The sequence below is a fragment of the Stackebrandtia albiflava genome (assembly GCF_007994225.1).
In the GTDB taxonomy this organism is placed as follows: domain Bacteria; phylum Actinomycetota; class Actinomycetes; order Mycobacteriales; family Micromonosporaceae; genus Stackebrandtia; species Stackebrandtia albiflava.
In genome coordinates this window covers 1,205,881-1,224,232 of record NZ_VLLL01000006.1, presented here as the reverse complement: position 1 = coordinate 1,224,232, position 18,352 = coordinate 1,205,881, and the positions used below count along the sequence as shown (strand labels likewise).

16 protein-coding genes are annotated in these 18,352 nt (G+C 71.6%); 11 read left to right on the top strand and 5 right to left on the bottom strand.

Annotated features, from left to right (window positions below; genetic code table 11):
- Positions 1–166 precede the first annotated feature (166 nt).
- From LX16_RS16565 to LX16_RS16555, 3 genes are all read left to right on the top strand, one after another.
- Entirely contained in the window at positions 167–724 is a 558-nt protein-coding gene (locus LX16_RS16565; protein WP_147139856.1) for an EF-hand domain-containing protein, read from the top strand.
- Between the two features lie 86 nt (positions 725–810).
- Entirely contained in the window at positions 811–1,860 is a 1,050-nt protein-coding gene (locus LX16_RS16560) for an SDR family oxidoreductase (protein ID WP_147139854.1), read from the top strand.
- On the top strand, positions 1,857–3,143 hold the full coding sequence (locus LX16_RS16555; protein ID WP_147139852.1) for a cytochrome P450: 1,287 nt from the start codon (positions 1,857–1,859) through the stop codon (positions 3,141–3,143). Before LX16_RS16560 ends, LX16_RS16555 begins: the two co-directional genes overlap by 4 nt.
- A gap of 7 nt (positions 3,144–3,150) precedes the next feature.
- Here the strand turns inward: LX16_RS16555 and LX16_RS16550 are convergent, their stop codons facing one another.
- Positions 3,151–3,981, bottom strand: a complete 831-nt coding sequence (locus tag LX16_RS16550; RefSeq protein ID WP_147139850.1) for an EamA family transporter — start codon at positions 3,979–3,981, stop codon at positions 3,151–3,153.
- 72 nt (positions 3,982–4,053) lie between these two features.
- The gene (locus LX16_RS16545) at positions 4,054–4,380 is read right to left on the bottom strand and encodes a putative quinol monooxygenase (protein WP_147140836.1); all 327 of its coding nucleotides are present in this window, start codon (positions 4,378–4,380) and stop codon (positions 4,054–4,056) included.
- A 147-nt stretch (positions 4,381–4,527) separates the two neighbouring features.
- Between LX16_RS16545 and LX16_RS16540 the strand changes: the two genes are divergently transcribed.
- The 3 genes from LX16_RS16540 (at position 4,528) to LX16_RS16530 (ending at position 6,903) form a co-directional block, all read left to right on the top strand.
- The gene (locus LX16_RS16540) at positions 4,528–5,349 is read left to right on the top strand and encodes an NmrA family NAD(P)-binding protein (protein WP_147139848.1); all 822 of its coding nucleotides are present in this window, start codon (positions 4,528–4,530) and stop codon (positions 5,347–5,349) included.
- 40 nt (positions 5,350–5,389) lie between these two features.
- The gene (locus tag LX16_RS16535; RefSeq protein ID WP_147139846.1) at positions 5,390–5,923 is read left to right on the top strand and encodes a P-loop nucleotide/nucleoside kinase family protein; all 534 of its coding nucleotides are present in this window, start codon (positions 5,390–5,392) and stop codon (positions 5,921–5,923) included.
- A gap of 392 nt (positions 5,924–6,315) precedes the next feature.
- Positions 6,316–6,903, top strand: coding sequence for a hypothetical protein (locus tag LX16_RS16530; RefSeq protein ID WP_147139844.1), 588 nt, complete (start codon positions 6,316–6,318; stop codon positions 6,901–6,903).
- A 70-nt stretch (positions 6,904–6,973) separates the two neighbouring features.
- Here the strand turns inward: LX16_RS16530 and LX16_RS16525 are convergent, their stop codons facing one another.
- Together LX16_RS16525 and LX16_RS16520 are read right to left on the bottom strand one after the other, a co-directional pair.
- Positions 6,974–8,338 (bottom strand): cystathionine beta-synthase, encoded by a 1,365-nt coding sequence (locus LX16_RS16525; RefSeq protein WP_147139842.1) that lies wholly within the window; start codon positions 8,336–8,338, stop codon positions 6,974–6,976.
- Positions 8,339–8,460: 122 nt separating this feature from the next.
- Positions 8,461–9,390 carry a TetR/AcrR family transcriptional regulator C-terminal domain-containing protein gene (locus LX16_RS16520; protein ID WP_147139840.1) on the bottom strand — a complete coding sequence of 310 codons (930 nt, stop codon included), beginning with the start codon at positions 9,388–9,390 and terminating at the stop codon, positions 8,461–8,463.
- 201 nt (positions 9,391–9,591) lie between these two features.
- Here LX16_RS16520 and LX16_RS16515 point away from each other — a divergent pair, with 201 nt between their 5' ends.
- On the top strand, positions 9,592–10,800 hold the full coding sequence (locus LX16_RS16515) for an FAD-dependent monooxygenase (protein ID WP_147139838.1): 1,209 nt from the start codon (positions 9,592–9,594) through the stop codon (positions 10,798–10,800).
- Positions 10,797–12,041 carry an acetyl-CoA C-acetyltransferase gene (locus LX16_RS16510; protein WP_147139837.1) on the top strand — a complete coding sequence of 415 codons (1,245 nt, stop codon included), beginning with the start codon at positions 10,797–10,799 and terminating at the stop codon, positions 12,039–12,041. The genes LX16_RS16515 and LX16_RS16510 overlap by 4 nt, the downstream gene beginning before the upstream one ends.
- A gap of 62 nt (positions 12,042–12,103) precedes the next feature.
- On the opposite strand, the gene LX16_RS16505 is transcribed toward LX16_RS16510, so the two are convergent.
- A complete protein-coding gene (locus LX16_RS16505; RefSeq protein WP_147139835.1) occupies positions 12,104–13,756 on the bottom strand; it encodes a CBM96 family carbohydrate-binding protein in 1,653 nt (550 codons plus the stop codon).
- A gap of 285 nt (positions 13,757–14,041) precedes the next feature.
- On the opposite strand from LX16_RS16505, the gene LX16_RS16500 reads away from it, so the two are divergent.
- The 3 genes from LX16_RS16500 to LX16_RS16490 are packed head-to-tail and all read left to right on the top strand — an operon-like array spanning position 14,042 to position 18,331.
- Entirely contained in the window at positions 14,042–15,733 is a 1,692-nt protein-coding gene (locus LX16_RS16500) for a Wzz/FepE/Etk N-terminal domain-containing protein (RefSeq protein ID WP_158645633.1), read from the top strand.
- Positions 15,723–17,111: an O-antigen ligase family protein gene (locus LX16_RS16495; RefSeq protein ID WP_244615852.1), complete on the top strand. Its 1,389-nt coding sequence runs from the start codon at positions 15,723–15,725 to the stop codon at positions 17,109–17,111. Before LX16_RS16500 ends, LX16_RS16495 begins: the two co-directional genes overlap by 11 nt.
- Positions 17,108–18,331: a fructosamine kinase family protein gene (locus LX16_RS16490; RefSeq protein WP_147139831.1), complete on the top strand. Its 1,224-nt coding sequence runs from the start codon at positions 17,108–17,110 to the stop codon at positions 18,329–18,331. The genes LX16_RS16495 and LX16_RS16490 overlap by 4 nt, the downstream gene beginning before the upstream one ends.
- Positions 18,332–18,352 lie beyond the last annotated feature (21 nt).

Below are 18,352 nucleotides of genomic sequence, written 5' to 3'. Positions count from 1 at the left end.
TCTGACTGTGGCGCACCCGGTCCTCACGGCTGCCTTGCCGCGTCCTCGATCGGACATCGGCACGGTCGCGGTTCCCGTGAGGATTTCCCGCGCGTCTCCGCAGAATCCGGACGAATTGGGGCATAGTTGCCGTGTAACCACATCCTGACACACGGGGGTAATCATCATGGACCTGCTCGATCGCAAGTTCGCCGTCTGCTTCTCGCACCTGGACGCCGACCGCAACGGCGCCGTGGAACGCAGCGACATCGACCGGCTCGCCGAGCGGCTTCCCGCCAGGTTCGGCGTCCCCGCCGACGCTCCGCAGGCCCGCGCGTACCGTGACGGCCTGATCCGGTTCTGGGAGGCCGTCTCCTCCGAGTGCGACACCGACGCCGACGGTCGGATCACCGCCGAGGAGTACATCCGGGGCATGCGGGCCGCCATCGCCAACCCGGCGAAGCTGGAGGACGGTTTCCGGGCCATGGCGGAGGCCAGCGTCCGGTTGATCGACACCGACGGCGACGACCGGATCTCACGCGAGGAGTTCATCGGCTCCGGCGACGCGTTCGGCGTCCGCCGGGACGAGGCCGAGGAGAGCTTCCGGCTGCTCGACACCGACCGCGACGGCCACATCACCACCGACGAGCTGCGTGAGGCGATCTCCCAGTACTACACCGGAACCGACCCCGACGCCCCCGGCAACTTCCTCTTCGGGCGCGCCTGGGAGTCCGTCGCGGCGTGATCCGCTCCGGGCCGCCCCGCCCCGGGTCGCACCGGGGAGGGGCCGCCCGGCCCCGCCCGTCCGCGAAGAACACGAGGATCCACCGAATGCGTCCCACCATTGTGGTCACCGGCTTGTCCGGTGTCGTCGGATCGGCCCTGTACCGGCTGCTGGCCACGCGGTTCGAGGTGATCGCGCTGCGCGGCAGGCGAGTCCTCGACGCCGACTGCGAACAGATCCCCATCGACCTGTCCGTCACCGGGCTCGGCCTGACCGAGGCCGTCCGCGACCGGCTCGCCGCACGCGCCGACGTCGTCCTGCACGCCGCCGGCGACGTCCGCTACACGGCACCGGAGCCGGAGTTGACGGCGGTCAACGTCGGCGGCACCGCCGAGCTGACGGCGCTGGCCGAGGCCGCCGGGTGTCCCCTGGTGTACGTGTCGTCGGCCTACGTCCGAGACCGGGAGGCCGCCGCCGCGCGGGAACCGGCGGTCCCCGCCGGTGACGCGCGACCGTCGGTCTACCTGGCGTCCAAGGCCGCCGCCGAGGAGGTCGTCCGCCGGTGCGGGCGACCGTACTGTGTGGTGCGTCCCTCGGCGGTCATGGCCGACACCGTCGAAGGTGACATGCCCGCCACCCAGAACGCGCACCTCGTACTGCGGATGATCGCCACCGGCGACCTCCCCGCGGTGTTCCTGCGGCCCGATCACCGGGTCGACATGATCCCGCGAGACGTCCTGGCGGCGGCGTTGACGGGGTTGGTGTCGGCGGCGGCGGCGGGAGAACGCGTCCCGACCGAGTACTGGGCGACCGCCGGACCGGCCGCACTGACCGCGGCGGAGGTCGTCGCCGAGATCGGCGCCTCCGTCACCGCCTCCGGCGGCCGGTTCACCACGCCGCGGTTCCTCGACCCGTTCGGCACCGACGCGCGGGACTACCCGGGGTGGGACTCGCTGGACGCCCGCACCCGGCGGGGGCTGGGCAACATGTTCGCCGGCGCGCTCCCGTTGAGTGACACGCCGTTCCCCACCTCGCTGGGCACCGTCCCCGGCACGCCCGCCGCACCGGACGCCGGGGCACTGCGCCGGTTCCTGCGGAAGGACGTCGACTACGCCCTGCGGTCACACCGCCGCCGGCCCGCGGAGACCCCGGCATGACCGTCACCTGCGAGCCGGGGTACCGGGAGAGCCTGCCGTTCGACCCGTTCGATCCGGGGTTCGTCCGCGACCCCTACCCGCATTACCGGCGGCTGCACGAGAAGGGGCCGGTCGGCCGGGCTCCGGGCGGATGGCTGTACACCGTGGGTTACGAGGAGTCGGCGGCGCTGCTTCGCGACCCGCACGTGCACACCGGTGGGATGCGGCAGTTGACCACCGACGTGCGCCGCCTCGTCAGGCACACGCCCGCGCTGTCGTTCCTGTTCATGAATCCGCCGCAGCACGACCGGCTTCGCCGTGTCGTGACCGGCGCGTTCACACCCCGCGTGGTCGCCAGACTGGAGGCGCGGGTACGCCATCACGTCACCGATCTGCTGGCGCCGCTGCACGGCAGGGTGGAACTCATGTCGGAGTTCGCGTTCAGGTTGCCGCTGGCCGTGATCGGTGAACTGCTCGGCCTGCCCGAGGGTGACCACGCGATGCTGCGCGGCTGGACCGAGGCGCTGGCACGCGGCCTGGACCCCGACGTCCTGTTGACGCCCACGCAACGCGACGCGCGCGACGACGCCCGGGAGTCCGCGTTCGCGTACTTCCGGGAACTCGCGAGGTTCCGGCGGCGACGACCCGCCGACGACCTCATATCGGCGCTGGCCGCCGACCCGGAGCTGCCGGTGGCGAGGCTCCCCGGCCTGTGCACGTTGATCATGAGCGCCGGTCACGAGACCGTCGCCAACCTGATCGGCAACGGCTACCTCGCGTTGTTGCGGCACCCCGGCCAGTTGCGGCTGCTGACCGAACGACCCGACGTCGTCGGCAACGCCGTCGAGGAGTTGTTGCGTTTCGACGGTCCCGCGCAGGTCGCGTTCCGGGTTCCGCAGCGTGACACCGTCGTCGGTGACCTGATCGCACCGGCGGGGGAACCGGTGACGGTGATGATCGCCGCCGCCAACCACGATCCGAGGCGCGTCCCGGAACCGCACCGGCTCGACATCCGGCGAGCCGCCCGCCCGACACTGGGTTTCGGTTACGGGCCGCACTTCTGCGTCGGTGCCGCGCTGGCCAGGATGGAGGGCAGGATCGCCTTCACCGCGCTGGCGCGCATGGGCGGGCGGCTGGCGGGTCCGGTCACGTACCGGGAGAACTTCGTACTGCGGGGCCTCACCGCCTTGCCGGTGGAGTTCGACCGCAGGGACCTCGGCCGTGCCGGTGCGCCGGGACGACGGCTCCACCTGCCGGCGCCGGGCGACCGCCGCCGGATCCGGCCGCCGGCCCGGCTCGGCTGACCGGCAGTCACCCGAGGCCGAGCAACACCGTCGCGGCGAGGGCCGCCACCAGGCCCAGCCGTTGCGGCCAGCGCAGCCGCTCCCGCAGGACCACCACGCCCAAAAGCACCGGAAGCACCGGGTACAGCGACGCGAGCACCACCACGATCGACAGCATGCCCACCTGGCTCGCCACCATGTACAGGGCCAGTCCGACGGCCGCTCCCACGCCCACCAGGACCGCCCACAGTGCGGTCACGCGGTCGGCACCGCCGTCGGCGCGGACGGAACGCAGGGTCGGGGTCAGTGCCACCGCGGCCGCCAGTCTTCCCACCACCACCGGCCACAGGCCGGCGGCGGCGTCGGCCTGCGCCAACGCGAAGTACTGCAGGGCGAAGGCGGCCGCCGCGACGAGTGCGTCGGGGACGCCGGCCGCGCCGGCGGGGTCGTCGCCGGTCCGGGACACCAGCCACAGTGCCGGCAGGGCGGCGAGGATGCCCAGCCACGCGGTGATCGAGGGACGGTCACCCAGCAGCAGGACACCGGCCAGCACCGGAAGCGTGATTCCGCCGACGGCGCTCAACGCGACCACCACACTCACCGCGCCCCGGCGGGTCCCGCGCATCAGGAACAGCATCCCGAAGCCGGATCCGATCCCGGACGCGACACCCCAGGCCAGGTCGGGCCATCCCACCTCGGTGGCCGGTAGGAGCAGCGCGACGAGGCACCCCACCGCGAAGGCGCCGCCCTGACCGACGACCGCGATGAACGCGGGGCTCGCCCGCCGCGACAGCACGCCCGAGAAGAAGTCGACGAGCCCGTACACGGCCGCCGAGGCCAACGCCAGTCCGACGGCCATGGCACCTCCGTCTCGTCGTCGGGATGCCTGTGCCTACCCGTTCCCGCCGGGTGTCACGCCCACCGGCCGCCGCTAACCGGGCGTCACCGTCAACTCCGCCATCTTCGACCAGCCCTCGCCGGGTGTCGTCACGTTCACGATGTCGGGCGTCTCGGCCAGCATCGTCGGCATGATCCGCATCGCCTCGGCGAAGTGGTCGGATTCGACGTGCGCCGCCGCCGCGTCCTCGTGGAACGCCTCCAGGAGCACGAACCTGTCCGGGTCGTCGACGCTGCGAGACCACTCGAACCACAGGTTGCCCGGCTCCCGGCGGGTCGCCTCGGTGAAGCCGGACAGCCGGTCCAGCCACTGGTCCCGGAACTCCGGGCGGACGGTGAACTTGACGACGATGAAGATCATCGGATGCCCTTCCACGATGGTGACCTCAGCCTGCCACACGCCGGGCGCGGTGGGCCGGATCCGGGTGCCGGACCGGAACCCGACCGGAACCCCCCGCCCGCATGGTGGAGTCACCGGCGGACGCCGGGACGAGATTCGGAGGTCGAGATGACGATTCTGGTGGCCGGGGCGACCGGCAACGTGGGGCGGGAACTGGTGGCACGGCTGGCCGCCGAGGGGCGACGGGTTCGGGCACTCACCCGCGACCCGTCCCGCGCGGTGCCACCCGAGGGGGTGGAGGTGGTCGGCGGCGACCTGACCCGGCCGGACGGCCTGGCCGCCGCGTTCGACGGCGTGACCGCGCTGCACCTGATCACGCTCTCGGGCGAGGAGGGCACTCCCCTGCGGACCGGCCCCGAGATCGCGGCGCTCGCGGAGCGTTCCGGGGTGGAGCGTGTGACGGTGCTGTGGAGCGGCTTCTCCGGCGGCGTCGAGGCCGCGGTGGAGGCGTCCGGTATGGAGTGGACGATGCTGCAACCGCAGGAGTTCATGTCGAACGCGTTGACCTGGGCGGATTCGGTCCGGCGGGACGGCACGGTACGTGAGGCGTTCCCCGAGGTGCGCAGCGCGGTGATCGACGAGGCCGACATCGCGGCCGTCGCGGCGAAGGCGCTGACCGAACCGGGGCACCACGGCAGGCGGTACACGATGACCGGTCCGGAGCCGTTGACCGTCCCCGACAGGGTGCGGATCCTGAGTGAGGCGGTCGGTCGGCCGATCCGATTCGTCGAACTCGACCGGGGACAGGCGCTGCGACGGTTGCTGGACGAGGGCGTGGACCGCGAGAACGCCGAGTTCGTGGTGGGTTGGCACGCCGATCCGCCACCGGAGGCGTACACGGTGTCCCCCACGGTCGCGCGGGTGACGGGGCGGCCCGCGAACCGGTTCGCCGACTGGGCGGCGCGTCACGCCGCGGCGTTCACCGGATAACGGTTGGCCCGTCCGGTCACCGTTCTCGTATGGTCTAGCGGTGACCGGACGGTTGATCATCATCACGGGCGTACAGGCGGCGGGCAAGACGACGGTGGGGCGTGCGCTGGCGGGGCTGCTTCCCCGGGCGGTACACGTCGACGGCGACGCGGTGCACCGTTTCGTGGTCTCGGGGGAGATTCCCTACGACGTCCCACCGCCGCCCGGCGCGACCGAGCAGTTGTACCTGCGGTACCGGGGGAGCCTGGCGGTGGCGCGGGTGTACCGGGACGCGGGTTTCGACGCGGTCTTCACCGACAACATCTTCGGCGCAACCCTGCCGGACGTGCTGGAGATGGCCGCCGGCCCGGTCCACCTCATCGTGCTCGACCCGGACCACGCCACCGTGGTCGCGCGAGAGACGGCCCGCGACAAGACCGGGTACACCGACCGGATCACGCCGGAACTGCTGATGTCGGCGTTGCGCGAGGAGACACCACGGTGGGGGTTGTGGTGGGACTCCACCGGGGAGACGGCGCAACAGACCGCGGCGGCGTTGTCCTCCCGGTTGGCCGAGGCGGTCGTCCACCCGTGACGGGCGGCCGGCGGGCGGCCCGGCGATTCCCGATACATCGATGAACGCGGATTCCCGCGTGCCCACGGCGGGCGGCACCCGACCGGTCAACGACTGTTCAGCCGGGATACACCACCGGTTCGGACGATTACCTCCCGGCGTCCCGAACCTGTCTGTAATGCAGAAGCCCCCGACCGGGCCACCGGGCGCCGGATGGTTCAACCCATTGAGGACGATATGCCGTACCGTAGAGCCCGGCCGCCGGCACCCGGCCACGCGGTCGTGCCATCGCCCGTCCGGTACGACCAGCCCGTTCACGGCGGTTCCGCGCCCATCGACCCGACGACCGGAACCCCCCGGCCGGGCCTTCCACATCGAATCGATCTCACCGCGCAACCACGGGAGGGCGGAGAATGACCGGCTACCAGATGACCGACACCAGCCTGATTCCGCTTCCGGAACCGGGCGAACCCCGGCGGCGACTCGCCGAGGCCAGGCTCGAACTGGCCCGCACCGCCCTACGGGACGGCGGCCGGGACGCCGCCGCGGCGGTGCTGGAGGACTCGCTGCGGGCGGGCCTGTGGCGTCACGTCGAGCTGTGGCGGGAGTTGGCCGAACTGCCCGACGATCCCGCCGACCGTGAACGGATCGGTCAACTGTGGCTGGACAGTCCGAAGAGCTGCCACCAGATGCCCACGGCCGTGGCCGTGCTGGCACGCGCCGCGGCCGTCGCGGGCCGGCACGAGGAGGCGCGACTGCTGCTGCGCAAGGCGATCCTGCTCTGCGGCGTGCGGCGATCCCGGTTCCGGCGCGGCACCACGTACGAACCGTCCCAGGTCGTGCCCGCGCCGTCCGGGAAGCCGGCCGGGACCGACGGTGAGACGACCGCCGCGTACTTCGCGCTGTACCGGGCGGTCGCGGTGCGGGACAAGGCCGCGATCGCGACCGGCGTCGCGGCCCTGCGCGCCTTCGGTGAAGGTGACTGGCTCGACCGTCTGTGACGGCAGGGCGGCCCGGCCGAGACCGGGCCGCCGAGCCGTCACGCGGGTGCGACCGGCCGAGGACGGCGGGTCAGCGGCCCTGCAGGTAGGTCAGCAGGTCCTGGCGGGTGACGATGCCGCGCGGCTTGCCGTCCACCAGCACCACCGCCGCGTCGTCCTTCGCCAGCAGGTCGACGGCACGCCCGACCGGCTCACCGCCGCCGATCATCGGCAACGCCGCGCCGATGTGCCGCTCGACCGGGTCGTGGAGCGCCGCCGCGCCGGAGAACAACGCGTCCAACAGGTCCCGTTCGGCGACGGCCCCGGCGATCTCCCCCGTCACCACGGGCGGTTCGGCCTTCAGGACCGGCATCTGGGACACCCCGTACTCGCGCAGGATGCCGATGGCGTCCCGGACGGTGTCGTTGGGGTGGACGTGGACCAGCTCGGGCAGGCTGCTGCTCTTGCCCGCCAGCACGTCCGAGACCGTGGTGTCCACGTTCCCGGCGGTCATGAAGCCGTACTCGGTGAGCCAGCCGTCGTTGAAGATCTTCGACAGGTAGCCTCGGCCGCCGTCGGGCAGGAGCACCACGACGACGTCGTCGGGTCCGGCCTCCCGCGCGACCTCCAGTGCCGCGACGACCGCCATGCCGCAGGAGCCGCCGACCAGCAGCCCCTCCTCGCGGGCGAGGCGGCGGGTCATGGCGAAGGAGTCCGCGTCGGTCACCTCGATGATCCGGTCGCAGATGTCGCGGTCGTAGTTGGCGGGCCAGAAGTCCTCACCGACGCCCTCGACCAGGTAGGGCCGGCCGGTGCCGCCGGAGTACACCGAGCCCTCCGGGTCGGCGCCGATGACCTTGACGTCGCCCTGGTCCTTCAGGTACCGGCCGGTGCCGGAGATCGTCCCGCCGGTGCCGACGCCGGCGACGAAGTGGGTGATCCGCCCCTCGGTCTGGTCCCACAGTTCCGGACCGGTGGTCTCGTAGTGGGAACGCGGGTTGGCGGGGTTGGAGTACTGGTCGGGCTTCCAGGCTCCGGGGATCTCCTTGACCAGCCGGTCCGAGACGCTGTAGTACGAGCGGGGGTCCTCGGGCGCGACCGCGGTCGGGCAGACCTCGACCCGGGCGCCGTACGCCCGCAGCACGTTCTGCTTGTCCTCGGAGACCTTGTCGGGGCAGACGAAGACGCAGTCGTATCCCTTCTGCTGCGCGACCATCGCCAGGCCGACACCGGTGTTGCCGCTGGTGGGCTCGACGATGGTGCCGCCGGGTCTGAGCAGACCGGCCGCCTCGGCGTCTTCGATCATCCGGGTGGCGATGCGGTCCTTCACGCTGCCACCGGGATTGACGTATTCGACCTTGGCCAGGACGAGGGCGTCGATGCCCTCGGTGACCTTGTTCAGCTTCACCAGTGGGGTGTCGCCGATCAGGTCAATGACTGTGTTGGAGTAACGCACCGTATGAGCTTAGAGGCTGTCCTCGGGCCTCGTTCGTCGCGCGACAGAACAGCGGGTCCGACGCGGTCTCGCTGGCTTCTCGGGCCTCGTTCGTCGCGAGCGGCGGTCGGGCCGGATGTGCGTCAGCGGTGGAGTCCGGGCAGCCGGGCGGCCATCCCGTCGAGCATCGACTCCAGGCCGAGTGAGAACATCCGGTCCAGGTCGTGGTCGTAGCCGCCGTCGAGTCCGCCGACGACCTCCGTGAAGCAGGGGAACCGGCCGGACGTCAGCAGCGCCTCCATCGCGGGCTCCTGCACTGCCATCCACTCGTCGCCGTCGACTCCCGTGACGTCCTCGGCCCGGGCCTCGGCCTCCCGGCTTCCGGCGAGTCCGCTGACGTAGCCGTAGACGGTCAGGTGGACCAGCAGCTTGGTGTCGGAGTCCAGTGTGGTCTCATGGAGTGCCCGCATGACCTGCTCGGTGTAGCCGAACAGGTTCGGCACCGACTGCACGCGGCTCAGCGTCACGACCGAGGCCAGCCACGGGTGGTCCCGGAACAGTCCCCACAGCCGGTGTGCCGCCGCGACCAGCCCCGCCCGCCAGTCCCGGGGCGGCGGCACGGGTGCGGCGAAGTCGGCGAAGCAGTGGTCGATCATCTGGAGCAGCAGGTCGTCCTTGTTACCGACGTGCCGGTACAGCGACATGGTGGCCATTCCGAGGTGGGCCGCCAACGTGCGCATCGACACTGCCTCCCATCCCTCCGAGTCGGCGATGTCCACGGCGGCCCGCACGACGCGGTCCCGGTCGGACGTGTCCCTCGGTGGCGGAGCCGGGCGGGGTGTCACACTGCGCCGCCGCGCGGGTTCGGCGACGACGGTACCGACCCGGGGGACCGTGCGGACGACCCCGTCGTCGCGCAACGCCTGCAGTACCCGGGTCGCGGTCGCCATGGCGACGCCCCACTCGGTGGCGATCCGCCGGACGGACGGGACGCGGTCGCCGGGTCGTAGCTCGCCCTCGGCGACCCGGCGGGCGATCTCGGCGGCGATGCGCCGGTACGGCGGTGGCTCCATGCCGACTCCTGCACTAGTACAGATGATGCGGAGAGCGTAGCGCCACGGCGGATTTCGCAGCAAGTCGCCCCGGAAACCCTCTCGTCTGTACTAGTGCAGGGATGCCGATACCCAGCTTATTCACCGCCGTAGCGTGTACACGACAGACGACGACGCCACCACGGACGACAGGCTCCGTACGGCGTACCTGGAAGGGAACCCATGACACACGTACTCGTCTCCGGCGCGAGCATCGCAGGACTCACCACCGCCCACTGGCTCCGCCGCCACGGCTTCACCGTCACCGTCGTCGAGAAGGCACCCGGCCTGCGGTCCGGCGGCCAGGCGATCGACATCCGCGGCGTCGCCCTGACAGTGGTGGAACGGATGGGCATCCTGGAGCAGATCAGGCAACACGTCACCGGATTCCGCGGCATGACCGTGGTGGACGCCGACGGCCGCGAACTGATGAGCACCACCGAGGAGACCTTCTCCGGCGGACGCCTCGACGGCGAGGACCTCGAACTGTTCCGCGACGACCTGAACGAGATCATCCACGGCACACTCGACGACGGGATCGAGTTCCGCTTCGCCGACTCGATCGCCGCCATCACGCAGACCGGTTCGCGTACCCACGTCACCTTCGAATCGGGACTGCGGCGGGACTTCGACATCGTCGTCGGCGCCGACGGGCTCCACTCCCACACCCGGCGGATCGCGTTCGGCCCCGAATCCGACTACATCCGCTCCCTGCACGCCCACATCGGCATCTTCAGCATTCCGAACTACCTGGGACTGGACCGCTGGCAGGTGATGCAACACCTCGGCGACACCACCGCGATGGTCTACACCACCCGCAGGCCCGGCGGGGCCCGCGCCATCATCGGATTCAAGGACGAGGACCTCGAATACGACCACCGCGACGTCGCACTGCAACGGCGCCTGCTGGCCGCGGGCTTCGCCGGCATCGGCTGGGAGGTCCCCCGGCTGCTGGAACTGGCCGCCGAGGCACCCGACTTCTACTTCGACACGATGGCGCAGATCCACATGCCCGCGTGGAGCACCGGACGGGTCGGCCTGGTCGGTGACGCCGCCTACTGCGGTTCGCCGTTGACCGGGCAGGGCACCAGCCTCGCCCTGGTGGGCGGGTACGTGCCGGCCGGTGAACTGGCCGCCGCGGCGGGCGACCCGGCGGGACTGCGCGCCTACGAGACCGAGATGCGCGAGTACGTCCGGCTGAACCAGCGGCTCGCGGTGGAGCGCAACCCCGACAACTCCCCCGTTCCCGAGCTGATGGCCGCCGCCGTGAACGGCATCGACGTGAAGGACTACCGAACGGTGCGTGCCCCGGCCGGCGTCGCCACTCGCCCCGGCCGGGGCCGCCGGTACCACGCACCGTCGGGTTACCCACCGGTAGAGTCGGCGGCATGACTGAAGCCGTGATCGTGGCCACCGCCCGCACTCCGATAGGACGGGCCGTCAAGGGCTCGTTGAAGGACATGCGGCCCGACGACCTGGCGGCCACCGCCGTACGCGCCGCCCTCGACAAGGTGCCCGACCTGGATCCGGCCCTCATCGACGACCTGTATCTGGGATGCGGCCTGCCGGGCGGCGAGGCCGGGTTCAACATGGCGCGGGTCGTGGCCGTGATGCTCGGTTACGACCACCTCCCCGCGGCCACCCTCACCCGGTACTGCGCCTCGTCGCTGCAGACCACGCGCATGGCGTTCCACGCCATCAAGGCCGGCGAGGGCGACGTCTTCATATCGGCGGGAGTGGAGACCGTGTCGCGGTACTCGCGCGGCAACTCCGACGCCCTCCCCGCGGAGGCGCAGGAGGCGGTCGGCGGCGGCTGGCAGAACCCGGTGTTCGCCGACGCGCACCACCGCACCGCGCGGCAGGCCACCGAGGGCGCCACCGAGTGGACCGACCCCCGCGAGGCCGGCGGACTACCCGACATCTACCTGGCGATGGGCCAGACCGCCGAGAACCTGGCGCGGGCGCGCGGTGTCACGCGCGAGGAGATGGACGAGTTCGGGGTGCGGTCGCAGAACCTCGCGGAGAAGGCCGTCGCGGACGGCTTCTGGGCCGAGGAGATCACGCCGGTCACCCTGCCGGACGGTTCCGTCGTCTCCGCCGACGACGGCCCCCGGCCCGGTGTCACGATGGAGGGCGTCGCGGGCCTCAAGCCGGTGTTCCGGCCCAACGGCCTGGTGACGGCCGGGAACTGCTGCCCGTTGAACGACGGTGCCGCCGCCGTCGTCGTCATGAGCGACACCAGGGCCGCCGAACTGGGCATCACGCCACTGGCCAGGATCGTGTCGACCGGCGTGACGGCGATGTCCCCGGAGATCATGGGCATCGGCCCCGTGGAGGCGTCGCGGCAGGCGCTGGCCCGGGCGGGACTCACCGTCGACGACATGGACCTGGTGGAGATCAACGAGGCGTTCGCGGCCCAGGTGATCCCGTCCTACCGGGACCTGGGTGTGCCCTTGGAGAAGTTGAACGTCCACGGTGGCGCGATCGCCGTCGGTCACCCGTTCGGGATGACCGGCGCGCGCATCACCGGGACGCTGCTGCACGGCCTGCAGCGCACCGGAGGCCGTTACGGGCTGGAGACCATGTGCGTCGGTGGCGGCCAGGGCATGGCGATGGTGATCGAACGGCTATAGAGGCCCCGCCGTCGACGATCGGGACGTGTGCGGACGCCGCACACGTCCCGGCGCGAGGCCCGTCACCAGCGCAGGTCCACCGCGAAGTGTTTGGATCCGACGAACCTGCGGTAGGAGTCGAGGCCCTCCGGCTCCACGTCGACCCGGGAGTCCCGGCCCTCGGCGTTCTCCGACTCGAAGTACACCATCGCCTTCAATCTCGGAAAGTGCGACATCTGGGCTATCGCGTCCTCGAACACGGCGGCCTGGTGCAGCGGGTTGTCCTCGGAGTACCAGACCCCCCACTCCGCGATCATCAGCGGCTTGTCGGGGTACGTCGTGGCGGCCCAGTTGTAGAAGCCTGGCCAGTCGGGATCGGCGTCGGAGACCCGGTTCACCAGTTCGGCGAAGTCGCCGTGTCCGTGGCCGGGGTCGCTGTACCCGTAGGTGTCCCAACCGACCCAGTCGACCACGTCGTCGCCCGGATACAACCGCGAGTGCCACGGCATGTCCGTCCACTTCAGGTACGCCATGTAGACCATGACGGTGACGAGCCGGTCGGCCCCTCCGGCGCGCAGTCGCTCGACGACGTGGCGGTACATCGCGGCGTAGTCGTCGGCGGTGTATCCGGAGCCCTCGCGGTCGCGCACGTCGTCCTCCGGCTCGTGATGGACCGTGAAGAACATCGGACGGTCGAAGTTCTCGGCGATGTGCGCGGCGAGCTCGTCGAGGTACTCGTCGGTCGCGGGGTCGCCCGCCGCGATCTCGGCCCAGCTCGCGCCTGCCGGTTTCCAGTTCAGGAACAGCACCCGGGGGTGCTCCGGGTCGCTCGCCAGGGCGATCTCGGCGGCGGTCGGGAACACCTCGCCGCGTCCACGGTGGTACCCGTGGTAGATGTGCTGGTGGCGGCCGGTGTCGGCCTCGAACCGCAGCAACGCCTTGGTCTTGTCCTCCCGGGAGTGCGCGCCGGGGGCGACGCCCAGCAGGGATCCACAGGTGGGGACGAGCAGCGCGTCGGTGACGCAGCCGGCCGCGGCCTGCTGGTCGGTGGCGCGGGACTCGGCGTCGAACCCGTCCGGCGGCACGGTCGGCCGGACGGTCGGCTGCGTGGTCGACGACGGCTGCGGCACCGGGGACCTGGCACCCTGCGGCGGCAGTTCGAGTTGCAGCCGGGGGACACCGGTGTCGGCCTCCCTGGAGTGCAGCCGCCACAACTCCCCGGTGGCGGGTGTCGTCACCGCGAACGCCACCGTGCGGCCGGGCACGACCGCCTCGGTGACGTCGAAGGCGACGGTGGTGGTCTCCGGCGACACCCGGCGGGTGTCGAGGACCTTGCCGAAGGGCGGCGCCTCCAGCAGGTTGATCGCCGTCTCCGTCCACCCCGAATCAACCTGCGTGACCTCCAGCAGGCCGTGCCCGGCGGGTTCCACGAGTTCCAGTCGCAGCCGGGCCGCCGTGGGCACACCGGCGTCGGCGACCGCGAACCGCAGGTACGTGACCGAGACGCCCGCCTCCGACACGCCGACGTGCAGTTCGGTGGCCTCACCGGTGTTCGCCTCGGGTCTCCCGCTCACGGTGTAGGCGTCGCCGCGTGCCGGGGCGCCGTTCTCGTCGGCCTCGGCGACGAAGCCGTCGCCGAACAGGCCGAGCCCGTAGCCGGCCGTGACCACCGCCAGCACGACTGCCGCCGCGCCCGCTCCGATGGCGATGCGCCGTCTCCGTCCGATCCTCACCATGGCCGCCCCCTGCGCCGGTTGCCGGATTCGCTGCGTCTATTACCCCATTGATATGCGGCTTCGTGACGCCGACACCCCGAAAGTGTCGATATTCGTCGCATTCGGATGCCCGCGGGGCACACACGGCGCAGACAAGTGTCGGCAAGCCGACACGCCGACCAAATAGGTGACCTTGGGTGAATGTTCGGACACAATATGCCGATCCGGCCGTGTCCGTGCCGGTGGGAGGTCGTTGGTCCTTCGACGCCCTCGCTCGCCATCTCCTCACGAAAGGCCACGGGTTCGTTGACTGCCGCCCCTGTTCCCGGCCGCACGCTCGGCGACTACGTCGACGTCCTCAAACGTCACCGGTGGCTGCTGATCGGCGCCACCGTCGTCGGGCTCGCGTGCGGGGCCGGCTATTCGGCGCTGGCGCCCAAGAAGTACGAGGCCGTGACCTCGGTACTGGTGCAACCGACCGGCGCGGAGGAGGGCTCCCTGGCGCAGGGCCGCACCAGGGGTGAGATCAACCTGGACACCGAGGCGCAACTGGTCAAGTCCACCGAGGTCGCGGTGCTGGCCGCGACCCGGCTGGGCGAGGGCGCCGCCGAGCCGGCCGAGCTCTCCCGCCAGGTGAGGGTCACCGTGCCGCCCAACACGTCGATCCTCGACATCACCTTCGTCGCGTCCGAACCGCGTGCCGCCCGGGCCGGTGCCCAGGCGTTCGCGACGGCGTACCTCGAACACCGCGCCACGTCGGCGTACACCCGTCTGTCCGAACAGGCCGGAGCCACCGCCACGGAGCTCACCGAGCTACGCGGTCAGCGCGACGAACTCAGCGCCGCCATGGACGAGCTCAAGCCCACGAGTTCCCGGTACGCGGCCCTGAAGAACGACCGCGACATCCTCGACAACGAGATCGCCGACCTGACCGCCCGCAACAGCCGGTTGCGCACCGCCGCGGAGTCGGTCGGCTCGGGGAAGATCATCAGCGAGGCAGACGTGCCGTCCACCGCGGCGTCCCCGCACCGCCTCGTCAACATGGCGGGCGGCGCGACGATCGGGCTGTTGGCGGCGCTGCTGGTCATGGCGGTCCGGATGCGGTTCGCGGTCCGGATATGGCACCCGGGCGACGTCACCCGCCGCTGCGACGTCGAGGTGTTGACCACGCTCCCGGGCCGGCTCAGGATCAAGCCGACCGACGTCTTCGGCGCCTTCGGCCCGGTCGGGCGGGTGTTCGGGAAGCTGCGCCACGAGGTGGCCGCGGCGATGGGCGACACGACACGGGTCATCGTCGTCGCCGGGGTCGCACCGGGCTCCGCGTCCAGCGTGGTGTCGGCGAACCTGGCGGCGGCCCTTGCCAGGGCCGGTGATCCGGTGGTGGCGGTGGCGAGTCACCCGGGCGGGCCCGTCACGCTGCCCTCGCAACTCGGCGTGCCCGCGGTGCCGGGCCTGTCCGACGTGTTCGCCGACCGGGCGCGGTTGACGGCGGCGCTGCATCCGGCGGCGCGCCAACCGCTCCTGCACGTGATCGGCCCCGGCGGCTGCGCGACGGCCACCGGTCCCACCGGGGACATGGTGAGCGAGGTGTACGCGCGCCTGAAGGACCGGGCCGACTGGGTCGTGGTGGACGCCGCTCCCCTGTCGATCTCGGCGGACGCCCAGTTCATGGCGGGTCCCGCCGACGCCGTGATCCTCGCCGTCGAGTGTGGACGTGACCGGGTCGACGAGGTGCTCGACGCGGTCCAGGCCGTGCACCGGATCGGTGTCCCGCTGCTGGGCGCGGTGGTACTGCCGCGTTCGAGTGTGCCCACCGAGGCCCCGTTGACGGTGCCCCGGCACGAGGACCAGTCCCGGCGGCAGGGCGCGCGGCGGCCGGCGCCACGGCCCCGGCCGCGTGACGTGATGCCGTCGCCGGACGACACCCCGACGGAGACGATGCCCGTCGTCGACGCGCAGGGCGCCCCGGCCGGTTCCGGCACGGCCGATGACCACTGACCTCGCCCCGCGACCGGGAATGCGCCCGGTGCCGGGCGGTGCCCCGGCGGGGTCGGCGGCCACGCTGCTGACCGGGCCGGGCAGTCTGCTGACCTGGCTGATCGTGTTCTATCCGGTGTGGTGGGCGCTGGGCCTGGGGGCGTTGATCTTCCCGATCGTCGCCATCCCCATGGCGGTGTCGCTGTGGCGGCGGCGGCACGTCGAGGTGCCACCGGGCTTCGCGGTCTGGCTGGTGTTCTGCCTGTTGGTCCTGTTGAGCCTGTCGGCCCTGGACGTCGACCCGGCCGGAACCGTCGCCGAGGGCTGGTGGGGCCGGTTGCCGGGGGCGCTGTACCGCGCGACCGGCTACGGATGCGTCACCGTCATCGCGTTGTACGCCGTCAACCTGTCCGAGCGGGAGTTCCCACGCCGGCGGATGGTCAACCTGTTGTGCTGGCTCGCCGTGGTCACCGTCGCGGGCGGCCTGCTCGGCACCTTCGCCGGGCACCTGGAGTTCACCTCGCCGGTGGAGGCCCTGTTGCCGCCCAAGGTCGCGCGGGACGGCTTCGTGCAGTCCCTCGTACACCCGCAGGCGGCGCAGGTCATGGACTTCCTCGGATACGAGACGCCCCGTCCGGCCGCGCCGTGGGGTTACACCAACACGTGGGGCAACGTCCTGGCCGTCTGCGTCGGCTGGGTCGTGGTCGCGGCGTTCTGCTTCCCGGTGCGGTGGCGGTGGCGGATCGCGGCGGTGGCGCTGCTGGCGGTCGCGATCGTCCCGGTGATCCAGTCGATGAACCGGGGCCTGTGGTTCAACCTGGCGGTGGGCGCGGTCGTCGTCGCGATCCGGCTCGCGGTGATCGGTCAGTTGTGGACGATCGGTGTACTGGCGCTGGCGGGCGTCCTCGCGGTCGGCGTGATCGTCACGACACCGCTGGGCGAGGTGGTGCGGGCCCGGCTCGACAACGGGCACTCCGACGACGGCCGGGGCTTCGCCACCGCGGAGGCGGTGGAGGCGGTCGGCGAGTCACCGGTCCTGGGATTCGGTTCCACCCGCAAGACGATCGGTTCCGGTGAGTCCATCGCGGTCGGCCCGACCCCGGAGTGCCCGCGCTGCGGCGGGCGCACCCTCGGCGGCAACGGGCAACTGTGGCAGGTGCTGTTCGCCCACGGGATCGCGGGAACGGTGGCCTATCTCGGTTTCTTCGCCACCGTTCTGTGGCGGTTCCGCCGCGACCACACCGCCGTCGGGATCGTTGGATCGGTAGTGATGGTCCTGTCACTGACATCGATGTTCTACTACAACGCACTGGTGGCACCGCTGGTCATCACGATGCTGGTCTACGCGTTGATGTGGCGGAACGTCCGGGATCGCGCCATGGAGGGGAAGGCACGATGAGCGAACGGATCTCCACCGACGACGACGAACGGCGGCGGGCCGCGTACCTCGCCGAGGTGCTGACGGCGCTGTACCCGGCCCGTTCCGGCGGCACTCCCATCGAGTACATCGCGGTACCCGACATCCGCCGCCCCCGGGTGCTGGTGCCCTCGGCGTCGCGGCGGCTGGCGGCGACGGCGCTGCGGCACTACGCGCGGCCGGCCAGCCGGTCGGCCCGCTGGAAACGCGACGCCGCGGTGTCGGCGATCGTCACCGGGGTGGACCGGCTGCTGCTGCCCGACCGGCTCACGGTGGCCGCCGGGCCGGGTTGCGGCGACGTCAACGGGTACCTGCGGGCGGCGCTGGGCACCGACGTCCACCTGTGCATCCACATCGGTCCGGCCCGGGCGAACCGTAAGCCGGTACTTCAGCTCCTCAACTGCGAGGCCACCACCGTCGGTTTCGCGAAGCTGGGCGTCAACGGGCTGACCCGCCGGCTGGTCGGCGCGGAGACGGCGGCGTTGCGGGAACTGGCGCGCGCGGATCTGCGGCGGGTGCGGGTGCCCGCCGTCCTGCACGCGGGGACGTGGCGCGACAACACCGTCCTGGTGCAGGAGGCGTTGCCGGGTTGGCGGCGCCCGACCCCACCGGGGAGGGACCGGCTCGCCGCCGCGATGCGGGAGTTCGCCGAGTGCCGCGGCGTGCGGCGCTCCACACTGGGCGCCAGTCGGTACCACGAGCGGTTGCGTTCCCGGCTCGACGCGCTGACCGCGCGCACCGACTCCGACGCCACCGCACTCCTGGACGCCGGGTCCCGGCTCCTGTCGCGGCACGCCGACCGGGAACTGGCGTTCGGGAGCTGGCACGGCGACTGGACGCCCTGGAACATGGCGGTGTTCCCCGACGAGATCCTGCTGTGGGACCTGGAACGGTTCACCGAGGACGTCCCGATGGGATTCGACGCGTTGCACTACCGGCTGCAACGCGACATGGTCACCGCCGGGGGCGATCCGGCGACGGCGGTCGCCGCCGTACTGGCCGAGGCGCCGCACCTGTTGCGGCACTTCGACGTCGAGGAGGCCGCCGCCCGGGTCAGCGCCCTGCTGTACCTGGTGGACCTGGCGGTGCGTTACCTGACCGATCGGCAGGCAGAGGCGGGGGCGGCGCTCGGCGCGCTGGGCCGCTGGCTGCTGCCCACGCTGCTGCGTCACGTCGCGGCCGAAGGAGGCGTTGTGCTGTGAAACTGGCCGAACGGGTTCCCG